A 17290-nucleotide genomic window follows, 5' to 3' on the forward strand; every position below is an offset into this window, starting at 1 on the left:
TATACAGGTTCACTGGCAGCCAACCGGCAACCCCCGGCCGGCGCAACCCTTACCCGCAGGTTGATGTCAGCGGGTTCATTCGGCCTTCAGGGACGCCCCGATCGCGTCCACGATACGGCTGGCCATCAAAGTCTTCGACCCGTGCGGCAGCGCGGACTCGGTACCGTCGGCCGCCAGCAGCCAGCCGGTGTTGTCGTCCACCTCGAACGCCTTACCTTCACCGACCGCGTTGACCACCAGTAGATCGCAGCCCTTGCGCTGCAATTTGGCGCGGGCGTGGAACAGCACATCGCCGTTGGCGTCACCGGTCTCGGCCGCGAATCCGACGATCGCACGCAGATTGGGCAGTTGACCGTCGGCACGCGACCGAACGGCGCCGGCCAGCACGTCATCGTTTCGCACCAGGTCGACGGAACTGGGCTCGCCGGCCCCGCCCTTCTTGATCTTGGCGGTCGCGACCTGGGCCGGCCGGAAATCGGCGACGGCCGCGGCCATCACCAGCACGCTGGCCTCCGGCGCGTGCTTGGACACCGCGTCGCGCAGCTGGGCGGCCGAACCGATGTGCACCACGTGCACCCCGGCCGGATCGATCAGACCCGCGGTGTTCCCCGCGATCAGCGTGACGTCGGCGCCGCGCTGGGCGAGCACCCGGGCCATCGCGTAGCCCTGCTTGCCGGAGCTGCGGTTGCCGATGAACCGCACCGGGTCCAGCGGCTCGCGGGTGCCGCCGGCGGTCACCAGGGCCTTCACCCCGGCGAAGTCGTAGGGCAGGGCGTCGGTGCGTTCCAGCAGCAGCCCGGCCAGCGTGGTGATCTCTTCGGCTTCGGGCAGCCGGCCCGGGCCGGTGTCCGCACCGGTCAGCCGGCCCGAGGCGGGTTCCAGGACCACAGCGCCCCGCCTGCGCAGCGTGGCGACGTTGTCCACGGTGGCGGGGTGGTGCCACATCTCGGTGTGCATGGCCGGGGCGAAGAGCACCGGACAGCGTGCCGTCAGCAGGGTCGCGGTGAGCAGGTCGTCGGCACGGCCGGCGACGGCGCGGGCAAGCAGGTCGGCGGTGGCCGGGGCGACCACGACCAGATCGGCCTCCTGGCCGATGCGCACGTGCGGAACCTCGTCCACATTCTCGAACACACCGGTGTGCACCGGGTGGCCCGACAGCGCCTCGAAGGTGGCTGCGCCGACGAACTTGAGCGCCGACTCGGTCGGGACGACGCGGACGGAGTGTCCGGCCTCGGTGAGCTGACGAACGACCGTGCAGGCCTTGTAGGCGGCGATACCGCCGGCGACGCCGACGACGATGCGCTTGCGGTCGACCATCAGCGCGGGAGCCTTAGCCCTCGCCACCCTCGGTGTGCTCCAGCAGATCACCGTGGATCTCGCGCATGGCGATCGACAGGGGCTTCTCCTGCAGGCCGGGCTCGACCAGCGGGCCGACATACTCCAGGATGCCGTCACCGAGCTGGTTGTAGTAGTCGTTGATCTGCCGGGCACGCTTGGCCGCGTAGATCACCAACGCGTACTTGCTCGACGCGCGGTCGAGCAGCTCGTCGATGGGCGGGTTGGTGATGCCCAGCGGCGTGTCATAGGCGTTGGCGGCGTCGATGTTCTCGACAGGCGTGCTCACGAAGTTATCTCCGAACGTTGTTTGAACGTGTGGTTGAGGCCGGATCTGCGACGCCGATCAACGCTGTCAGTTCGCTGCGCTCAGCGGGCCACCAGCAAGGATACCAATTCCGCGCACGCAGACTCCAATTGACTGTTGACAACCACCACATCGAAGTCCGGCTGCGCCGCCAGTTCGGCCCGCGCCGTGGCCAACCGTCGGGCCTGAACCTCGGGACTCTCGGTGCCGCGGCCGACCAGACGCTGCTCAAGGGCCTCCCAGCTGGGTGGCGCCAGGAACACCGTGATCACCTCGGGCATCGCCGCCTTGACGGCGCGGGCACCGGCCAGATCGACCTCTATCAGGACGGGCGCACCATTCGCAACGGCCTCGCGAACCGGTTCGGCCGGCGTTCCCGAGCGGTGCAGCCCACCGTGGATCTCGGCCCACTCGAGCAGTTCATCCGTGTCGATCAGGTGCTGGAACTGCGCGGCGGTGACAAAGCGGTAGTCAACGCCGTCGACCTCACCGGGTCGCGGCGCACGTGTCGTGACAGACACGCTGAAATGCAGGTCGGGAATCCGGTCGCGCAGACAGCGCACCACCGTGGATTTCCCGACGGCGGACGGGCCGGACAGCACTACGACAGCAGCCCTGCCCGGCCCCCCACCGTTCTTCACTTATTCGTCGGGCTCTCGGTCAGGAGAAGTCGAACTTCTCCAGGAGGGCCTTGCGCTGACGATCACCGAGGCCGCGCAGGCGGCGCGTCGGGGCGATCTCCAGCTCGGTCATGATCTCCTGAGCCTTGACTTTGCCCACCTTCGGCAAGGCCTCCAGCAATGCGGAGACCTTCATCTTGCCCAAGACCTCATCGGTCTCGGCGTCGGTGAGCACCTGCTTGAGGTTGGTGCCGCCGCGCTTGAGCCGGTCTTTCAACTCGGCTCGCGCTCGACGTGCGGCAGCAGCCTTCTCCAACGCTGCCGCGCGCTGTTCGTCGGTCAACTGGGGAAGGGCCACGGGGTTCCTCCGTCTCTCGCCATCTGTTGTTTCATCACGGCTGGATCACATAACCAGCCAGCGACGACGACCGTACCCACGCATCCTGACGAAAGCTAACCCCACCCCCGGCTAATGGGGCCAAAAGGCCAGCGTGTAGGGCGCGCGTGGGGTCACGGCGGTGTTCGCCGCTTCGACATCCGGCAATCGTGCGGCCGGCGCCGCAACACCCCGTCTACCTGCATATCCAGGGCTTTTCGCGTTACAGGAAGCCCGTCGCCTGTGTACCGGGTTCCGGCGCCGGCGTCGCCGGTGCGGCGTTTCTGGCGGTCAGATAAGAAATTCTTGCTGGTCACGGCGTGTCGGCGTGTCGGAGGGATCCAGCCACCGTGACCGCCCCGAGATCGGCGTGCCGAAACCGACACCGGCGCCACCCGGTGATCTCGGTCACCCGTCAGGCCAGATACGCCACGGCGTCGCGGAGCTTCTCGGCCGCCGCCCGCACGGCCGCCACCTCCGGGCCGGCGCGCAGCACCTCACGGGACACCGCAGGCAGCACTCTGGCGCCGAGCCTGCCCAGATCCTGCGGGCGGCCACCCTGGGCGCCCAGGCCGGGCGCCAGCACAGGGCCGTCGAGCCGGCTCAGGTCGGGCACCTCGGTCAGCGTCGCGCCGATCACCACCCCGACCGAGCCGGTGCCCGTGGAGCGGTTCTCCGCACCGGCCGCGTCCACGATGGATTGTGCGACGGTCCGGCCGTCCACGGTGGCGCGTTGCACGCTCGCGCCTTCCGGGTTGGAGGTGGCCCCCAGCACGAACACTCCCCTGCCGTTGGCGGCCGCGGTGTCCAGCAGCGGGCGCAACGATTCGAAGCCCAGGTACGGCGAGGCCGTCACCGCGTCGGCAGCCAAGGGTGAATCACCGGCCCAGGCCTGCGCGTAGGCGGCCATGGTGGAGCCGATGTCACCGCGTTTGGCATCGGCCAGTACCAGCACCCCGGCGGCCCGCAGCCCGGCGATGGTCTCCTCCAGCACGGCGAACCCGGCGGCGCCATGCGCCTCGAAGAACGCCACCTGCGGTTTGACGATCGCGAACCCGGCGAACGCCTCCACGCAGGTGGCACTGAACGTGCGCAGCCCGGACACGTTCACCGGCAGGCCCCACGCGGAAAGCAGTTCGGGGTGCGGATCGATGCCCGGGCACAGCGGGCCACGGGCCGCCACGGCGTCGGCCAGCCGCCGCCCGAACGGGATCACTTCTCGGCCAGCTGGCTGTGCAGCTCCTGCAGGGACCGCACCCCGATGTCGCCGCGGATACCGGCCTCGATGCCCTGCACCGCTGCCGAGGCGCCCTGCACCGTCGTCACGCACGGGATGTTCATCGACACCGCGGCCGACCGGATCTCGTAGCCGTCGATGCGCGGACCGGAATTGCCGTACGGCGTGTTGATCACCATGTCCACCTGACCGGCGCGGATGGCGTCGACCGCGGACATCTCGGGCCGGCCCGCCCCGGGCTCCTCGAAATTCTTGCGGACCACCTCGCACGGAATGCCGTTGCGGCGCAACATCTCTGCGGTGCCTTCGGTGGCCAGCACCCGGAAGCCCAGATCGGCCAGGCGCTTGACCGGGAACACCAGGGAGCGCTTGTCCCGGTTGGCCACCGAGACGAACACGGTGCCCGAGGCCGGCAGTGAACCGTAGGCGGCGGTCTGGCTCTTGGCGAACGCGGTACCGAAATCGCGGTCGATGCCCATCACCTCACCGGTGGACTTCATCTCCGGCCCGAGCAGCGAATCCACCTGCGAGCCGTCGGCCTTGCGGAACCGATGGAACGGCAGCACCGCCTCCTTCACCGCGATCGGCGCATGCGGGGACACGGTGGCGCCGTCGCCGGTGGCGGCCAGCACACCCTCCGAGCGCAGCTGGGCGATGGTGGCGCCGAGCATGATCCGCGCGCACGCCTTGGCCAGCGGGACCGCGGTGGCCTTGGAGACGAACGGAACCGTGCGGCTGGCCCGCGGGTTGGCCTCCAGCACGTAGAGCACATCGTCCTTGAGGGCGTACTGCACGTTGAGCAGGCCCACCACACCGATGCCGTGCGCAATCGCCTCGGTCGCGCGGCGCACCGACTCGATGTCCTGGCGGCCCAGTGTCACCGGGGGCAGCGCGCACGCCGAGTCCCCGGAGTGGATCCCGGCCTCTTCGATGTGTTCCATCACGCCGCCGATGTACACCTCGCCGCCGTCGCACAGGGCGTCGACGTCGATCTCGATGGCGTCCTCCAGGAACCGGTCCACCAGCACCGGATGCTCGGGCGACAGTTCGGTGGCCCGTTCGATATAGCCCTGCAGGGTCTGTTCGTCGTAGACGATCTCCATCCCGCGGCCGCCCAGTACATAGGACGGCCGTACCAGAACCGGGTAGCCGATGTCGGCGGCGATCCGGCGGGCCTGCTCGAAGCTGGTGGCGGTGCCGAACCGCGGTGCGGGCAGCCCCGCCCTGGTGAGCACCTCGCCGAATTCGCCGCGATCCTCGGCCAGGTCGATGGCCTTGGGGCTGGTGCCGACGATCGGCACACCGGCGCGCTCCAGCCGATCGGCCAGCCCCAACGGGGTCTGACCGCCCAACTGCACGATCACCCCGACCACACCGGGACCGCCGGCGCCGGAAGCCTGTTCGGCGTAATAGACCTCGAGGACGTCCTCGAAGGTCAGCGGTTCGAAGTACAGCCGGTCGGCGGTGTCGTAGTCGGTGGACACCGTCTCGGGGTTGCAGTTGACCATGACGGTCTCGAAACCGGCCGCACTCAGCGTGGTGGCGGCGTGCACGCAGCTGTAGTCGAATTCGATGCCCTGGCCGATCCGGTTGGGACCGGAGCCCAGGATCAGCACCTTGGGCTTCTCCGTCTGCGGGGCCACCTCGGTTTCGGCCGCGGGGTCCAGCTCGTAGCTGCTGTAGTGATACGGCGTGCGGGCCTCGAACTCGGCGGCGCAGGTGTCGACGGTCTTGTACACCGGGTGGATGCCCAGGCGTTCGCGCAACGACCGCACCCCGGTCTCGCCGGCCAGTTCCGGACGCAGCGCGGCGATCTGGCCGTCGGACAGGCCGCTGTGCTTGGCCCGGCGCAGCAGCGTCTCGTCCAGCACGGGCGCATCGACCAGTTCGGCACGCAGCGCGACCAGGGTCGCGATCTGGTCGACGAACCAGGGATCCACCCCGGAGGCCTCGGCCACCTGTTCGACCGAACCGCCGAGGCGCAGGGCCTGCTCGATGTCGTAGATCCGGCCGTCGGTGGCCGTGCGCAGGCCGATCAGCAGCTCATCCAGGGTGGCCGCCCGGTCGGGCTTGGTCCAGAATCCGGCGCGCTTGGTCTCCAGCGACCGCATCACCTTGCCGAGCGCCTCGATGAAGTTGCGGCCCAGCGACATCGCCTCGCCCACCGACTTCATGGTGGTGGTCAAGGTGGGGTCGGCCCCCGGGAACTTCTCGAATGCGAACCTCGGCGCCTTGACCACGACATAGTCCAGGGTGGGCTCGAAACAGGCCGGGGTCTCCTTGGTGATGTCGTTGACGATCTCGTCCAGGGTGTAGCCGATGGCCAGCTTGGCGGCGATCTTGGCGATCGGGAAACCGGTCGCCTTGGATGCCAACGCCGAGGAACGCGACACCCGAGGGTTCATCTCGATGACGATCAGACGACCGTCTTTCGGGTTGATCGCGAACTGGATGTTGCAGCCGCCGGTGTCCACGCCGACCTCGCGCAGGATCGCGATGCCGAGGTCACGCATGATCTGGTACTCGCGGTCGGTCAGCGTCATCGCCGGCGCGACGGTCACCGAGTCACCGGTGTGCACGCCCATCGGGTCGAAGTTCTCGATCGAGCACACCACCACCACGTTGTCGTGGTGATCGCGCATCAGCTCGAGCTCGAATTCCTTCCAGCCGTAGATGGATTCCTCGATGAGCACGTTCGCCGACGGCGACGCCGCCAGCCCGTCGCCGGCCATCCGGTCCACGTCCTCGGCCGAGTAGGCCATCCCGGAGCCCAGCCCGCCCATGGTGAACGACGGCCGCACGACCACCGGCAGGCCCAGTTCGGCAACGGTCTCGCGGACCTCGTCCATGGTGAAACACACCCGCGACTTGGCCGACTCGCCACCGACTTTGGCGACGATGTCCTTGAACTTCTGCCGGTCCTCGCCGCGCTGGATGGCGTCGAAGTCCGCGCCGATCATCTCGACGCCGTAGCGCTCCAGGATGCCCTCGTCGTGCAGGGCGACCGCGGTGTTCAGCGCGGTCTGCCCGCCCAGGGTGGCCAGCACGGCGTCGATCTTGTTGCCGCGCTCGGCTTGCTGGGCGAAGATCTTCTCGACGAACGCCGCCGTGATCGGCTCCACGTAGGTGTGGTCGGCGTATTCGGGGTCGGTCATGATGGTCGCCGGGTTGGAATTGATCAGGCTGACCTGCAGGCCCTCGGCGCGCAGCACGCGGCAGGCCTGGGTGCCCGAATAGTCGAACTCACAGGCCTGGCCGATGACGATCGGACCGGACCCGATCACCAGGATGTGGTTGAGGTCGGAACGGCGTGGCATTACTTGCTCTCTCCGGACAGAAGGTCGATGAACTGGTCGAACAGGTACTCGGCGTCATGTGGGCCGGCCGCGGACTCGGGGTGGTACTGCACCGAGAAGGCCCGGCCGTCAACGAGTTTGATGCCCTCCACCACCCCGTCGTTGGCGCAGGTGTGGCTGACGATGCCGCGACCGAACGGGGTGTCAAACTCCTCACCGGCTTCCCCTTCGAGGGCGAAGCCGTGGTTCTGCGCGGTGACCGCGACCCGGCCGGTGACGTGGTCCATCACCGGGATGTTGATACCGCGGTGCCCGAAGGTCATCTTGTAGGTGGACCGGCCCAGCGCCCGGCCCAGGATCTGGTTGCCGAAGCAGATGCCGAACAACGGGATCCCGGCGCCGAGCACCTGTCGGGTGACCTCCACGATGTGGTCGGCGGTGGCCGGGTCGCCCGGCCCGTTGGACAGGAACACCCCGTCGGGCTTGAGCTCGGTGATCTCGTCGAAGGTGGTCGAGGACGGCAGGATCTGGCTGCGCACACCGCGGCGGGCGAAATTGCGCGGCGTGTTGGTCTTGATGCCGAGATCGATCGCGGCCACGGTGAACCGGTGCTCGCCAACGGCTTCCACGGTGTAGCGGGAGTCGGTGGACACTTCACCGGCCAGGTCGGCGCCGAGCATGGAGGGTTGGTCGCGCACCCGGTCGACCAGGGTCGGGGTGTCGGCGAGGGCGTCACCGGAGAACACCCCGGCCTTCATCGAACCGGCGGTGCGCAGGTGGCGCACCACCGCGCGGGTGTCGATTCCGGCGATGCCGACGACGCCCTGACGCACCAGCTCGTCGTCCAGCGTGCCGGTGGCCCGCCAGTTGGAGGCCCGCGGCGACGGGTCCCGCACCGCGTAACCGGCCACCCAGATCTTGTCGCCGCGGCTTTCGGCGTCCTCGCCGTTCCAGCCGGTGTTGCCGATCTGCGGCGCGGTGGCCACCACGATCTGGCGGTGATAGCTCGGGTCGGTCAGCGTCTCCTGATAGCCCGACATCCCGGTGGAGAACACCGCCTCGCCGAGCGTCTGGCCGATTGCCCCGAACGGCGTGCCGGTGAAGACCCGGCCGTCCTCCAGTACCAACAGGGCGCGTTCCGTCGAACTCACGCTGCGTCCTCCTTGACCCATTTGGTGTTGTCGTTGCGGTCGTCGGCCCGGAAGCCGGTGTCGATCTCGGTTCCCGACGGCAGCCGCCAGCGGATCGCCAGGATGCCGTCGTGGGTGAGCGCCTTACCCGTCATGGCGCGTTCGGTGCGAACCGCGAGGATCGCATCGTCGGGAATCCAGATGGGTCCGGTGCCGCTGCGCTGCACCATGATTCCCTCGGGATACCGGGTCAGCACGCCCTTGGCGCGGAAGCCCAGCATGCCCGCGGCGATCCTGTCGTTCCAGTGCGGCGCCATCGTGCTGCCCACGTAGAGACCCTTGGTCGGCCCGATCAGCGCGGGACCCACGGTGTCGGGCAGGGCCGGCAGCACCCCGATCAGATCGGCCTGGCGCTGGGCCCGGTGCAGCCAGCCGCGCAGCATCTGCCGGATCAGGAAACCGATCAGTACCGCCAGCAGCGCGGCCATGATCAGCGAGGCGATCAATGTGGGAGTGTTCACGAGACAGCCCCGTCCCGCGCGGTGATCTTGCCGCGCAGCAGGGTCAGTGTCACCGTCGCCGGCAGCGTCATCGATTCGTACGGGGTGTTGTCCGAGCGGCTGGCCAGCGCCGGTCCGCTGACCGTCCAGGTGGCGTCCGGGTCGACGACGGTGAGGTTGGCGGGCTCGCCGACCTCCAGTGGGCGGCCCTGGTCGGGCAGTCCGACGATCGAGGCCGGCGCCTCGCTCATCACCCGGGCGACATCGCGCCAGCTCAGCAGGCCCGGCGCGACCATGGTCTGCACGACCACCGACAGCGCGGTCTGCAGCCCCAGCATGCCCGGCCGGGCCTGGGAGAACTCGCAGCACTTCTCGTGTTCGGCGTGCGGGGCGTGGTCGGTGGCCACACAGTCGATCACGCCGTCGGCCAGCGCCTGGCGCAGTGCGGCCACATCGGCGGCCTCGCGCAGCGGCGGGTTCACCCGGTTGCGGCCGTCGTAGTCGGCCAGCACGGTGTCATCGAGCAGCAGGTGGTGCGGGGTCACTTCGGCGGTGATCGAAATACCCTGCGCTTTGGCCCATTTCAGCAGCTCGACGGTGCCGGCGGTGGAGGCGTGGCAGATGTGTACCCGGGCGTCGGCATCGCGGGCCAGGATCGCGTCGCGCGCGACGATCGACTCCTCGGCCGACCGCGGCCAGCCCGCCAGCCCGAGCTTGGCGGCGTGCGGACCCTCGTGGGCCACCGCACCGACCGTCAGCCGCGGCTCCTCGGCGTGCTGGGCGATCAGCACCCCGAGCCCGCTGGCGTACTCCAGGGCACGGCGCATCACCAGTGGGTCGTGCACGCAGATTCCGTCGTCGGAGAACATCCGCACCTGGCCCACACCGGCGGCCATCAGGCCCATCTCGGTGAGCTGCTTGCCTTCCAGGCCGACCGTGACCGCCCCCACCGGGTGTACGTCGACAAGGCCGACCTGCTGACCGCGGTGCCACACGTGATCGGTGACCACCGCGCTGTCGGCGACCGGGTCGGTGTTGGCCATCGCGAAGACCGCCGTGTAACCGCCCAGAGCGGCTGCGGCCGAACCGGTTTCGATGTCCTCGGCGTATTCGCGGCCGGGTTCGCGCAGATGGGTGTGCAAGTCGACGAAACCGGGCAGCAGGATCTGGCCGGCCGCCTCGATGACCTCGGCACCCTCGGCGTCGATACCGGCGCCGATCTCGGCGATCTGACCGTCGGCGATTCGCACGTCCACCGGGTCGCCTTCGCCGTAGAGCCGGACGCCCTTGATCAGCACACTCACACCGTCACCTCTGTCCCGGCGCCGACCAGCAAGTGGAACAGCACCGCCATCCGCACATGAACACCGTTGGAAACTTGTTGCAGCACCGCAGATTGCGGCGCGTCGGCCACCGAGTGCGCGATCTCCATGCCGCGCAGCATCGGGCCCGGGTGCAGCACCACGACGTCTTCACTCAGTCTCGCCAGGCGCTTCTCGCTCAATCCGTAACGCACCGAGTACTCCCGGGTGGACGGGAAGAACCCGCCGTTCATCCGTTCGGCCTGCACCCGCAGCATCAGCACCGCGTCGGCCGCGGGCAGTTCGGCGTCCAACTCGTGCGACACGCTGACCGGCCAGTCCGCCACCCCGACCGGCAGCAGCGTCGGCGGGGCCACCAGCACCACCTCGGCACCCAGGGTGGACAGCAGTTCGACATTGGATCTGGCCACCCGGCTGTGCAGGATGTCGCCGACGATCACGACACGTTTGCCCTCGATCGAGCCGAGCCGCTGCCGGATGGTCAGCGCGTCCAGCAGCGCCTGGGTGGGATGCTGATGGGTGCCGTCGCCGGCATTGATGACGCTCGGCCCGGCACCGTGGGCCTCCCGGGTCCACAACGACAGTTGTTGCGCCGCACCGGAAGCCGGGTGCCTGATGATCAGTGCGTCCGCACCGGCGGCGCGCAGGGTGAGCGCGGTGTCGCGCAGCGACTCCCCCTTGGCCACCGAGGATCCCGACGCGCTGACGTTGATCACGTCGGCGCTCATCCATTTGCCGGCCACCTCGAAGGACACCCGGGTGCGCGTGGAGTTCTCGTAGAACATGGTGATGACGGTGCGCCCGCGCAGCGTCGGCAACTTCTTCACTTCACGGCCCAGCAGGGCCTCACGGAACCGATCCGCGTCGTCGAGAATGGCGGTCGCCTCATCGCGCGACAGGTCGGCGGCGGACAGGAGATGCTTCATCGGTGCGGTCTCCTCTTCGCGCGAGCGCTCATCGGGCGGGTCCTCCGTACGGGGCGATCTTGACGCCGTCGTGGCCGTCGCTTTCCTGCAGCCGGACCTTGACGTTCTCACTGCGCGAGGTCGGCACGTTCTTGCCGACATAGTCGGCGCGTACCGGCAGCTCGCGGTGGCCGCGGTCGACCAGCACCGCCAGCTGCACGGCGCGCGGCCTGCCGATATCGCGCAGCGCGTCCAGCGCCGAGCGGACCGAGCGGCCGGAGTACAGCACATCGTCGACCAGGATCACCAGGGCGCCGTCGATACCGCCGGCCGGGATGGAGGTGACCTCCAGCGGCCGCGGCGGTTTGATGTTCAGGTCGTCGCGGTACAGCGTGATGTCCAGCGCGCCGTGCGCCAGGTCGATGCCGGCGAACTCCTGCACCTTCTCGGCGAGCCGGCTGGCCAGGATGACGCCGCGGGTGGGGATCCCGAGCAGCACGACCCGCGGCGCGTCGGGCCCGTCCAGCGCGGTCTTTTCGATGATCTGGTGCGCGATACGGGATATGGTCCGGCTCACATCAGCGGCGGACATCAATTCCCGGTCGGCGTGCGCGGCATCAGAGGTGCCCACAGTTAACCCGGACCTCCTTCTCCGCCTCTCGGGACGGATCGTTAAAGGACGTCGAACTGCCGCAGAGCTTAGCAGGCCACCCGGTCGGCCTCGTCGGACAGCGCTGTGCCCTTGGTCTCGGGCAGCAGAAGTGTCGAGGCGATGCTGACCACCACGAAGGTCGCCATCAGTGCGCCCACCGACCAGCTGCCGAAGTCGCTGACCAGCACCCCGGCGATCAGCGGCGGCACCGCGCCGCCGACGATGCCGGCCAGGTTGAACGCCAGACCGGCGCCGGTGTAGCGGTACCGGGTGGCGAAGATCTCGGGCAGGAATGAGGCGATCGGCCCGTAGGACGTGCCGAAGATGCAGAACATGCCGCCGATCGCCAGCGCGAACAACCATGGCGAACCGGTGTCGATCATCGGCATCACCAGGATGGCCCACGGCAGCGCGACGACGAAGCCGGCCAGGATGATCCGGCGCCGGCCGTACCGGTCGCACAGCACGGCCGAGATCGCGGTGAAGACCATCAGGGCGACACCGGCGAGCACCCCGACGGTCAGAACGAGGCTGCGCGGATGGCCGATCCGGGTGGTGGCGTAGTTCAGCAGATAGGTCCCGCCGAGAAAGCTCATGGTGAAGATGCCGACCATGCAGCCGGCCGCCAGCAGGACCTGTGCGGTCTGGTTGCGGACCAATTCGGTCAGCGGAGCCTGCGGGGTGGCGTTACGGAGTTTTTCCTCGGTGAACACCGGGGTCTCGTCGATACTCAGCCGCACATAGAGGGCGACGATCACCAACAGCCCACTGAACAGGAACGGCACCCGCCAGCCCCAGTCCAGGAACACCGGGCTCTTCTCACCGATGGTGACGTTGGCGATCAGGAAGACCAGGTTGCTGACGGCCAGGCCGGCGCCTGCACCGAGCTGGGTGAACATGCCGTATTTGCCGCGCTGGTCACCGGGGGCGTACTCGGCCGACAGCAGTGCCGACCCGGCCCATTCACCGCCGACGGCGAAACCTTGGCACAGCCGCAGGGTGAGCAGGATGACCGGCGCCAGCACCCCGATGGAGGCGGCGCTGGGCACCAGGCCGACGGCGAAGGTCGAGATCCCCATGATCAGCAGGGTGGCGATCAGGGTCTTCTTGCGGCCCAGCCGATCCCCGAAGTGCCCGAACACCGCCGCGCCCACCGGCCGGGACAGGAACGCCGCGGCGAAGGTGGCCAGCGACGAGATGGTGGCCATCGTCGGACTCAGGCCGGGAAAGAAGATCTTCGGGAACACCAGGGCGGCGGCCGTGCCATAGAGGTAGAAGTCGTAGAACTCGATGGCGGTGCCGACAAAGCTGGCGAAGGCCACCCGGCGCATCGGTGGGCGTGCAGATGTCACCGAGGCAGTATGCCTCGTGCGTAGGCTCGGCTTCATGGCCGATACCGAATACACCGTGGGCGATTATCTGCTGGACCGGCTGGCCGAACTCGGCGTGACCGAGGTGTTCGGTGTACCAGGCGATTTCAATCTGGAGTTCCTCGATCATGTGCTCGCCCACGACACCGTCCGCTGGGTGGGTGGGGCCAATGAGCTCAACGCCGGCTACACCGCGGACGGGTACGGCCGGTTGCGGGGAATCTCGGCGCTGGTCACCACGTTCGGTGTCGGTGAGCTGTCGGCGGCCAACGCCGTCGCAGGCAGTTACGCCGAGCATGTGCCGGTGGTGCACATCGTGGGCGCACCGTCCAAGGACGCCCAGGCGGCCCGCCGGGTGGTGCATCACTCCCTCGGCGACGGCGATTTCGAGCACTTCTTCCGGATGGCCCGCGAAATCACCTGCGCGCAGGCCAATCTGGCTCCCGCGACGGCCACCCGCGAGATCGACCGGGTGCTCGCGGAGGTCCGTGAGCACACCCGGCCGGGGTATCTGTTGCTGTCCACCGACGTGGCCCGGTTCCCCGTCGACCCGCCGTCGGCGCCGTTGCCGCGCTACGGGGGCGGCACCAGCCCGCGGGCGCTGGCCCTGTTCACCGACGCGGCGCGGCGGCTCATCGGCACCCACCAGGTGACGGTGCTGGCCGACCTGCTGGTGCACCGGCTCAACGCCGTCGCCAAACTCACCGAACTACTGGCCGCCGACGCGGTGCCGTACGCGACCCTGATGTGGGGCAAGAGCCTGCTCGACGAGAGCTCACCCAACTACCTGGGCATCTACGCCGGGGCGGCCAGCGCCGAATCGGTGCGCCGTGCGGTGGAGGAGGCTCCGGTGCTGATCACCGCCGGCGTGCAGTTCACCGATATGGTCAGCGGCTTCTTTTCCCAGCAGATCGACCCGGCCCGCACCATCGATGTCGGTGCGGTCCAGTCGACGGTCACCGGGCAGGTGTTCGCCCCGATCGACATCGACGCCGCGCTCGGGGCGCTGACGGGCATCCTCGCCGAGCGTGGCGTCGTATCGCCCGCCGTCGCGGCCGCGCCCGCCCCGGTTCGCCACGCCCCGCCGCCGCCGGACACCGCCCTGACCCAGAAGATGCTGTGGGACAGGGTTTCCGATGCATTGACCCCGGGCAATGTGGTGCTGGCCGACCAGGGCACCTCGTTCTACGGGATGGCCGGGCACCGGCTGCCTGCCGGGGTGACCTTCATCGGGCAGCCGCTGTGGGGATCGATCGGTTACACCCTGCCGGCCGCCCTCGGCGCCGCCCTGGCACACCGGGACCGCCGTGTCGTGCTGCTCATCGGCGACGGCGCGGCCCAGCTGACCGTGCAGGAGATCGGGGTGATGGCCCGCGAGGGAATCGCCCCGGTGATCATCGTCGTCAACAACGACGGCTACACGGTGGAACGGGCCATCCACGGCCCGGAGGCGTACTACAACGACATCGTCGGGTGGCGCTGGCAGCAGTTGCCCGCCGCCCTCGGCGTCGCCGACGCGCTGGTGGTGTGCGCCCACACGGTCGGCGAACTCGACGCCGCGCTGACGGCCGCCGCGGCCGACCCGCACCGGATGGCCGTCATCGAGGTGGTGCTGGGCCGCGGCGATGTGCCCCCGCTGCTGGCCGAACTGGCCCGCTCGGCGGCCTCCGCCAACGCCGCAGGCTGATGGTGGCCCGCCCGGAAGTATCGTGTCGCGAATGAATCTCGACGCCAACCGTGCATCCATCACCGAGGCCATCGACGCCGGCCTGCTGGCCGGGGCGGTCACCCTGGTCTGGCATGCCGGCGAGGTGGTTCAGGTCAACGAACTGGGCCATCGGGACGTGGCGGCCGGGTTGCCGATGCAGCGCGACACGGTGTTCCGGATCGCCTCGATGAGCAAGCCGGTGACGGTGGCGGCGGCGATGACACTGCTGGACGAGGGCCGGTTCGGCCTGCGCGATGAGATCGACGCCTGGATTCCCGAGCTGGCCGGCGTGCGGGTGCTGGCGAGTCCGAACGGCCCGGTGGATGTCACGGTGCCGCTGCGCCGGCCGATCACCTTCGAGGACCTGATGACGCACCGGTCCGGCCTGGCGTACCCGTTCTCGGTGACCGGCCCGCTGGCGCGGTCCTATGCGCGGTTGTCGCACCGGCAGAACGAGGATCGCTGGCTGGCCGAACTGGCGGCACTGCCACTGGCGCATCAGCCCGGGGACCGGGTCACCTACAGCCACGGCACCGATGTGCTGGGCATCGCGATCGCGCGGATCGCCGGCAAACCGCTGCACCAGTTGTTGTCCGAGCGGATCTTCGAGCCGTTGGGCATGCCGGACACGGGTTTCGCGGTCAGCCTGGTGCAACGGCGCCGGATGGCCACGATGTACGCCCTCGGTGCCGACGATGCAGACACCCCGTCGCTTCGCTCGCCCCAGGCACGGCTGCGTGACGACGTGATGGGTCAGCCCCCGCTGGCCCCACCGGAGTTCTGCGCGGGCGGCGCCGGCTTGATGTCGACCGCCGACGACTACCTGCGGTTCGCCCGGATGCTGCTGGGCGGCGGCAGCGTGGACGGGGTCCGGGTGCTGTCGGAGGAGTCGGTGCGGCTGATGCGCACCGACCGGTTGACCGATGAACAGAAGCAGCAGAACTTCCTCGGTGGGCCGTTCTGGATCGGCCGCGGTTTCGGGCTGAGCATGTCGGTGGTGACCGATCCAGATCAGTCTCGCCAGTTCTTCGGGCCGGGCGGGCTCGGCACCTTCGGCTGGCCGGGCGCCTACGGGACCTGGTGGCAGGCCGACCCGGCGAACGATGTCGTGCTGCTGTATCTGATCCAGAATTTTCCCGACCTGAGCTCTGATGTCGCCGCCGTCCGCGGTAACACCTCGATGGCGAAACTGCAGTCGGCACAACCGAAGTTCGTCCGGCGCACCTATCGGGAATTGGGCCTGTGACGACGGTGCTGATCAGCGGCGCGGGTGTCGCCGGGCCGGCGTTGGCTTATTTCCTGTCCCGCTCCGGGTATCGGGTCGTGGTGGTGGAGACGGCGCCCCGGGTGCGACTCGGCGGACAGACCGTCGACCTGCGCGGGGCCGGCCACGAGGTGGCCGCTCGGATGGGGCTGCTGGATGCGGTGTCGGCCAAGGCGGTGGCCCAGCGCGGAGCGGCGTGGGTGCGGGCCGACGGCCGGCGGCGCGCCGAGATGCCGGTGACCGCCTTCCATGGCAACGGCCTGGTCTCCAAACTCGAGGTGCTGCGCGGGGACCTGGTCGACGTGCTCTACCAGGCCACCAAGGACCGCACCGAATACCGGTTCGGCACCCGCATCACCGGAATCGACGGCGCCACAGCCACACTCAGCGACGGCAGCACCGTGACGGCCGATCTGATCGTCGGGGCCGACGGACCTCATTCGGCGGTGCGCCGCCTGGTGTTCGGGCCCGAAGACCAGCTCACCACGGCGCTGGGCGGATACAACGCGTGGTTCAGCGCCCCCGACACGGTGGGGCTGGACGGCTGGTTCCTGCTGTATCAGGAGCCCGGGCGCAATGCCTCGATGCGCCCGTCCCACGATCCGGCGATGGCCAAGGCCGGCTTGGCATTCCGGTCCGCACCATTGGACTACGACCGGCGCGACACCGGCGCCCAGATCGAGCTGCTACGCCGGCATTTCGCGGACGCGCAATGGCACTGCCCGCAGTTGCTGGCCGCGGCCGCCGACGCCGACGACTTCCATTTCGATGCGTTCCTGCAGGTGCGCATGGCCACCTTCACCCGCGGGAACGTCGCGCTGGTGGGCGACGCCGGGTACTGCGCCTCACCGCTGTCCGGGATGGGCACCAGCCTGGCCCTGGTCGGCGCGTATGTCCTGGCCGGCGAGCTCGGACCGGCGGAATCCTTTGCCGCTGAAGCTCTTCCGGCTGCACTGGCGCGCTACCAGACGGTCCTGCGCCCGTACATCGACCGCTGTCAAACCCTGTCCAACGGCATCGACGGATACCTGCCGAAGTCCAACGGCGACATCGCGGTCACCGCCGCGGTGATGAAATGGATGCAGCGCTGGCCTTTCCGGCCGATCGCCGAACGCAAGTGGTTCACCACCGCCGACTCGATCGACCTGCCGGCGTACTGATCCCCCGCGAGGTGACGCCATTTTGCGGAGCGGCCTGACGAATCAGCCGGATGGACGCCGCGATTCACTGGTTTGAGTGGTCGGCAGATGTTTCGGGCCTCGTGGTGG

Annotated in this window: 15 protein-coding genes; 3 read left to right on the forward strand and 12 right to left on the reverse strand. The window is 68.9% G+C overall.

All coding sequences use genetic code 11. The features are described 5' to 3' along the window. Positions 1 to 75 precede the first annotated feature (75 nt). The 12 genes from coaBC to ACXPWS_RS18325 form a co-directional block, all read right to left on the reverse strand. A complete protein-coding gene (gene coaBC / locus ACXPWS_RS18270; RefSeq protein ID WP_458713589.1) occupies positions 76 to 1317 on the reverse strand; it encodes a bifunctional phosphopantothenoylcysteine decarboxylase/phosphopantothenate--cysteine ligase CoaBC in 1242 nt (413 codons plus the stop codon). Positions 1318 to 1330: 13 nt separating this feature from the next. Further along, positions 1331 to 1624, reverse strand: a complete 294-nt coding sequence (gene rpoZ, locus ACXPWS_RS18275) for a DNA-directed RNA polymerase subunit omega (protein WP_458708017.1) — start codon at positions 1622 to 1624, stop codon at positions 1331 to 1333. Positions 1625 to 1704: 80 nt separating this feature from the next. Further along, entirely contained in the window at positions 1705 to 2283 is a 579-nt protein-coding gene (gene gmk, locus ACXPWS_RS18280; RefSeq protein ID WP_458708018.1) for a guanylate kinase, read from the reverse strand. Between the two features lie 19 nt (positions 2284 to 2302). Beyond that, positions 2303 to 2620: an integration host factor, actinobacterial type gene (gene mihF, locus ACXPWS_RS18285; protein ID WP_011894593.1), complete on the reverse strand. Its 318-nt coding sequence runs from the start codon at positions 2618 to 2620 to the stop codon at positions 2303 to 2305. A gap of 433 nt (positions 2621 to 3053) precedes the next feature. Next, positions 3054 to 3854: an orotidine-5'-phosphate decarboxylase gene (pyrF, locus tag ACXPWS_RS18290; RefSeq protein ID WP_458708019.1), complete on the reverse strand. Its 801-nt coding sequence runs from the start codon at positions 3852 to 3854 to the stop codon at positions 3054 to 3056. Next, positions 3851 to 7192 carry a carbamoyl-phosphate synthase large subunit gene (gene carB, locus ACXPWS_RS18295; protein ID WP_458708020.1) on the reverse strand — a complete coding sequence of 1114 codons (3342 nt, stop codon included), beginning with the start codon at positions 7190 to 7192 and terminating at the stop codon, positions 3851 to 3853. Before carB ends, pyrF begins: the two co-directional genes overlap by 4 nt. After that, on the reverse strand, positions 7192 to 8343 hold the full coding sequence (gene carA, locus ACXPWS_RS18300) for a glutamine-hydrolyzing carbamoyl-phosphate synthase small subunit (RefSeq protein WP_458708021.1): 1152 nt from the start codon (positions 8341 to 8343) through the stop codon (positions 7192 to 7194). Before carA ends, carB begins: the two co-directional genes overlap by 1 nt. Next, on the reverse strand, positions 8319 to 8822 hold the full coding sequence (locus tag ACXPWS_RS18305; protein ID WP_458708022.1) for a PH-like domain-containing protein: 504 nt from the start codon (positions 8820 to 8822) through the stop codon (positions 8319 to 8321). The genes carA and ACXPWS_RS18305 overlap by 25 nt, the downstream gene beginning before the upstream one ends. Then, the gene (locus ACXPWS_RS18310) at positions 8819 to 10105 is read right to left on the reverse strand and encodes a dihydroorotase (protein ID WP_458708023.1); all 1287 of its coding nucleotides are present in this window, start codon (positions 10103 to 10105) and stop codon (positions 8819 to 8821) included. The genes ACXPWS_RS18305 and ACXPWS_RS18310 overlap by 4 nt, the downstream gene beginning before the upstream one ends. Continuing rightward, positions 10102 to 11049, reverse strand: a complete 948-nt coding sequence (locus tag ACXPWS_RS18315; RefSeq protein WP_458708024.1) for an aspartate carbamoyltransferase catalytic subunit — start codon at positions 11047 to 11049, stop codon at positions 10102 to 10104. Before ACXPWS_RS18315 ends, ACXPWS_RS18310 begins: the two co-directional genes overlap by 4 nt. Before the next feature lie 28 nt (positions 11050 to 11077). Continuing rightward, positions 11078 to 11620 carry a bifunctional pyr operon transcriptional regulator/uracil phosphoribosyltransferase PyrR gene (pyrR, locus tag ACXPWS_RS18320; RefSeq protein ID WP_458713590.1) on the reverse strand — a complete coding sequence of 181 codons (543 nt, stop codon included), beginning with the start codon at positions 11618 to 11620 and terminating at the stop codon, positions 11078 to 11080. 107 nt (positions 11621 to 11727) lie between these two features. Beyond that, entirely contained in the window at positions 11728 to 13068 is a 1341-nt protein-coding gene (locus ACXPWS_RS18325; RefSeq protein WP_458708025.1) for an MFS transporter, read from the reverse strand. On the opposite strand from ACXPWS_RS18325, the gene ACXPWS_RS18330 reads away from it, so the two are divergent. Genes ACXPWS_RS18330 through ACXPWS_RS18340 form a run of 3 tightly spaced genes read left to right on the forward strand, consistent with a single transcriptional unit; the run spans position 13067 to position 17182 of the window. Next, positions 13067 to 14737: an alpha-keto acid decarboxylase family protein gene (locus tag ACXPWS_RS18330; RefSeq protein WP_458708026.1), complete on the forward strand. Its 1671-nt coding sequence runs from the start codon at positions 13067 to 13069 to the stop codon at positions 14735 to 14737. The two genes, ACXPWS_RS18325 and ACXPWS_RS18330, sit on opposite strands and share 2 nt — an antisense overlap. Positions 14738 to 14768: 31 nt before the next feature. Then, positions 14769 to 16004, forward strand: coding sequence for a serine hydrolase domain-containing protein (locus ACXPWS_RS18335; RefSeq protein WP_458708027.1), 1236 nt, complete (start codon positions 14769 to 14771; stop codon positions 16002 to 16004). Next, positions 16001 to 17182 carry an FAD-dependent monooxygenase gene (locus tag ACXPWS_RS18340; protein ID WP_458708028.1) on the forward strand — a complete coding sequence of 394 codons (1182 nt, stop codon included), beginning with the start codon at positions 16001 to 16003 and terminating at the stop codon, positions 17180 to 17182. Before ACXPWS_RS18335 ends, ACXPWS_RS18340 begins: the two co-directional genes overlap by 4 nt. Positions 17183 to 17290 lie beyond the last annotated feature (108 nt).

Source organism: Mycobacterium sp. BMJ-28, from assembly GCF_054404835.1.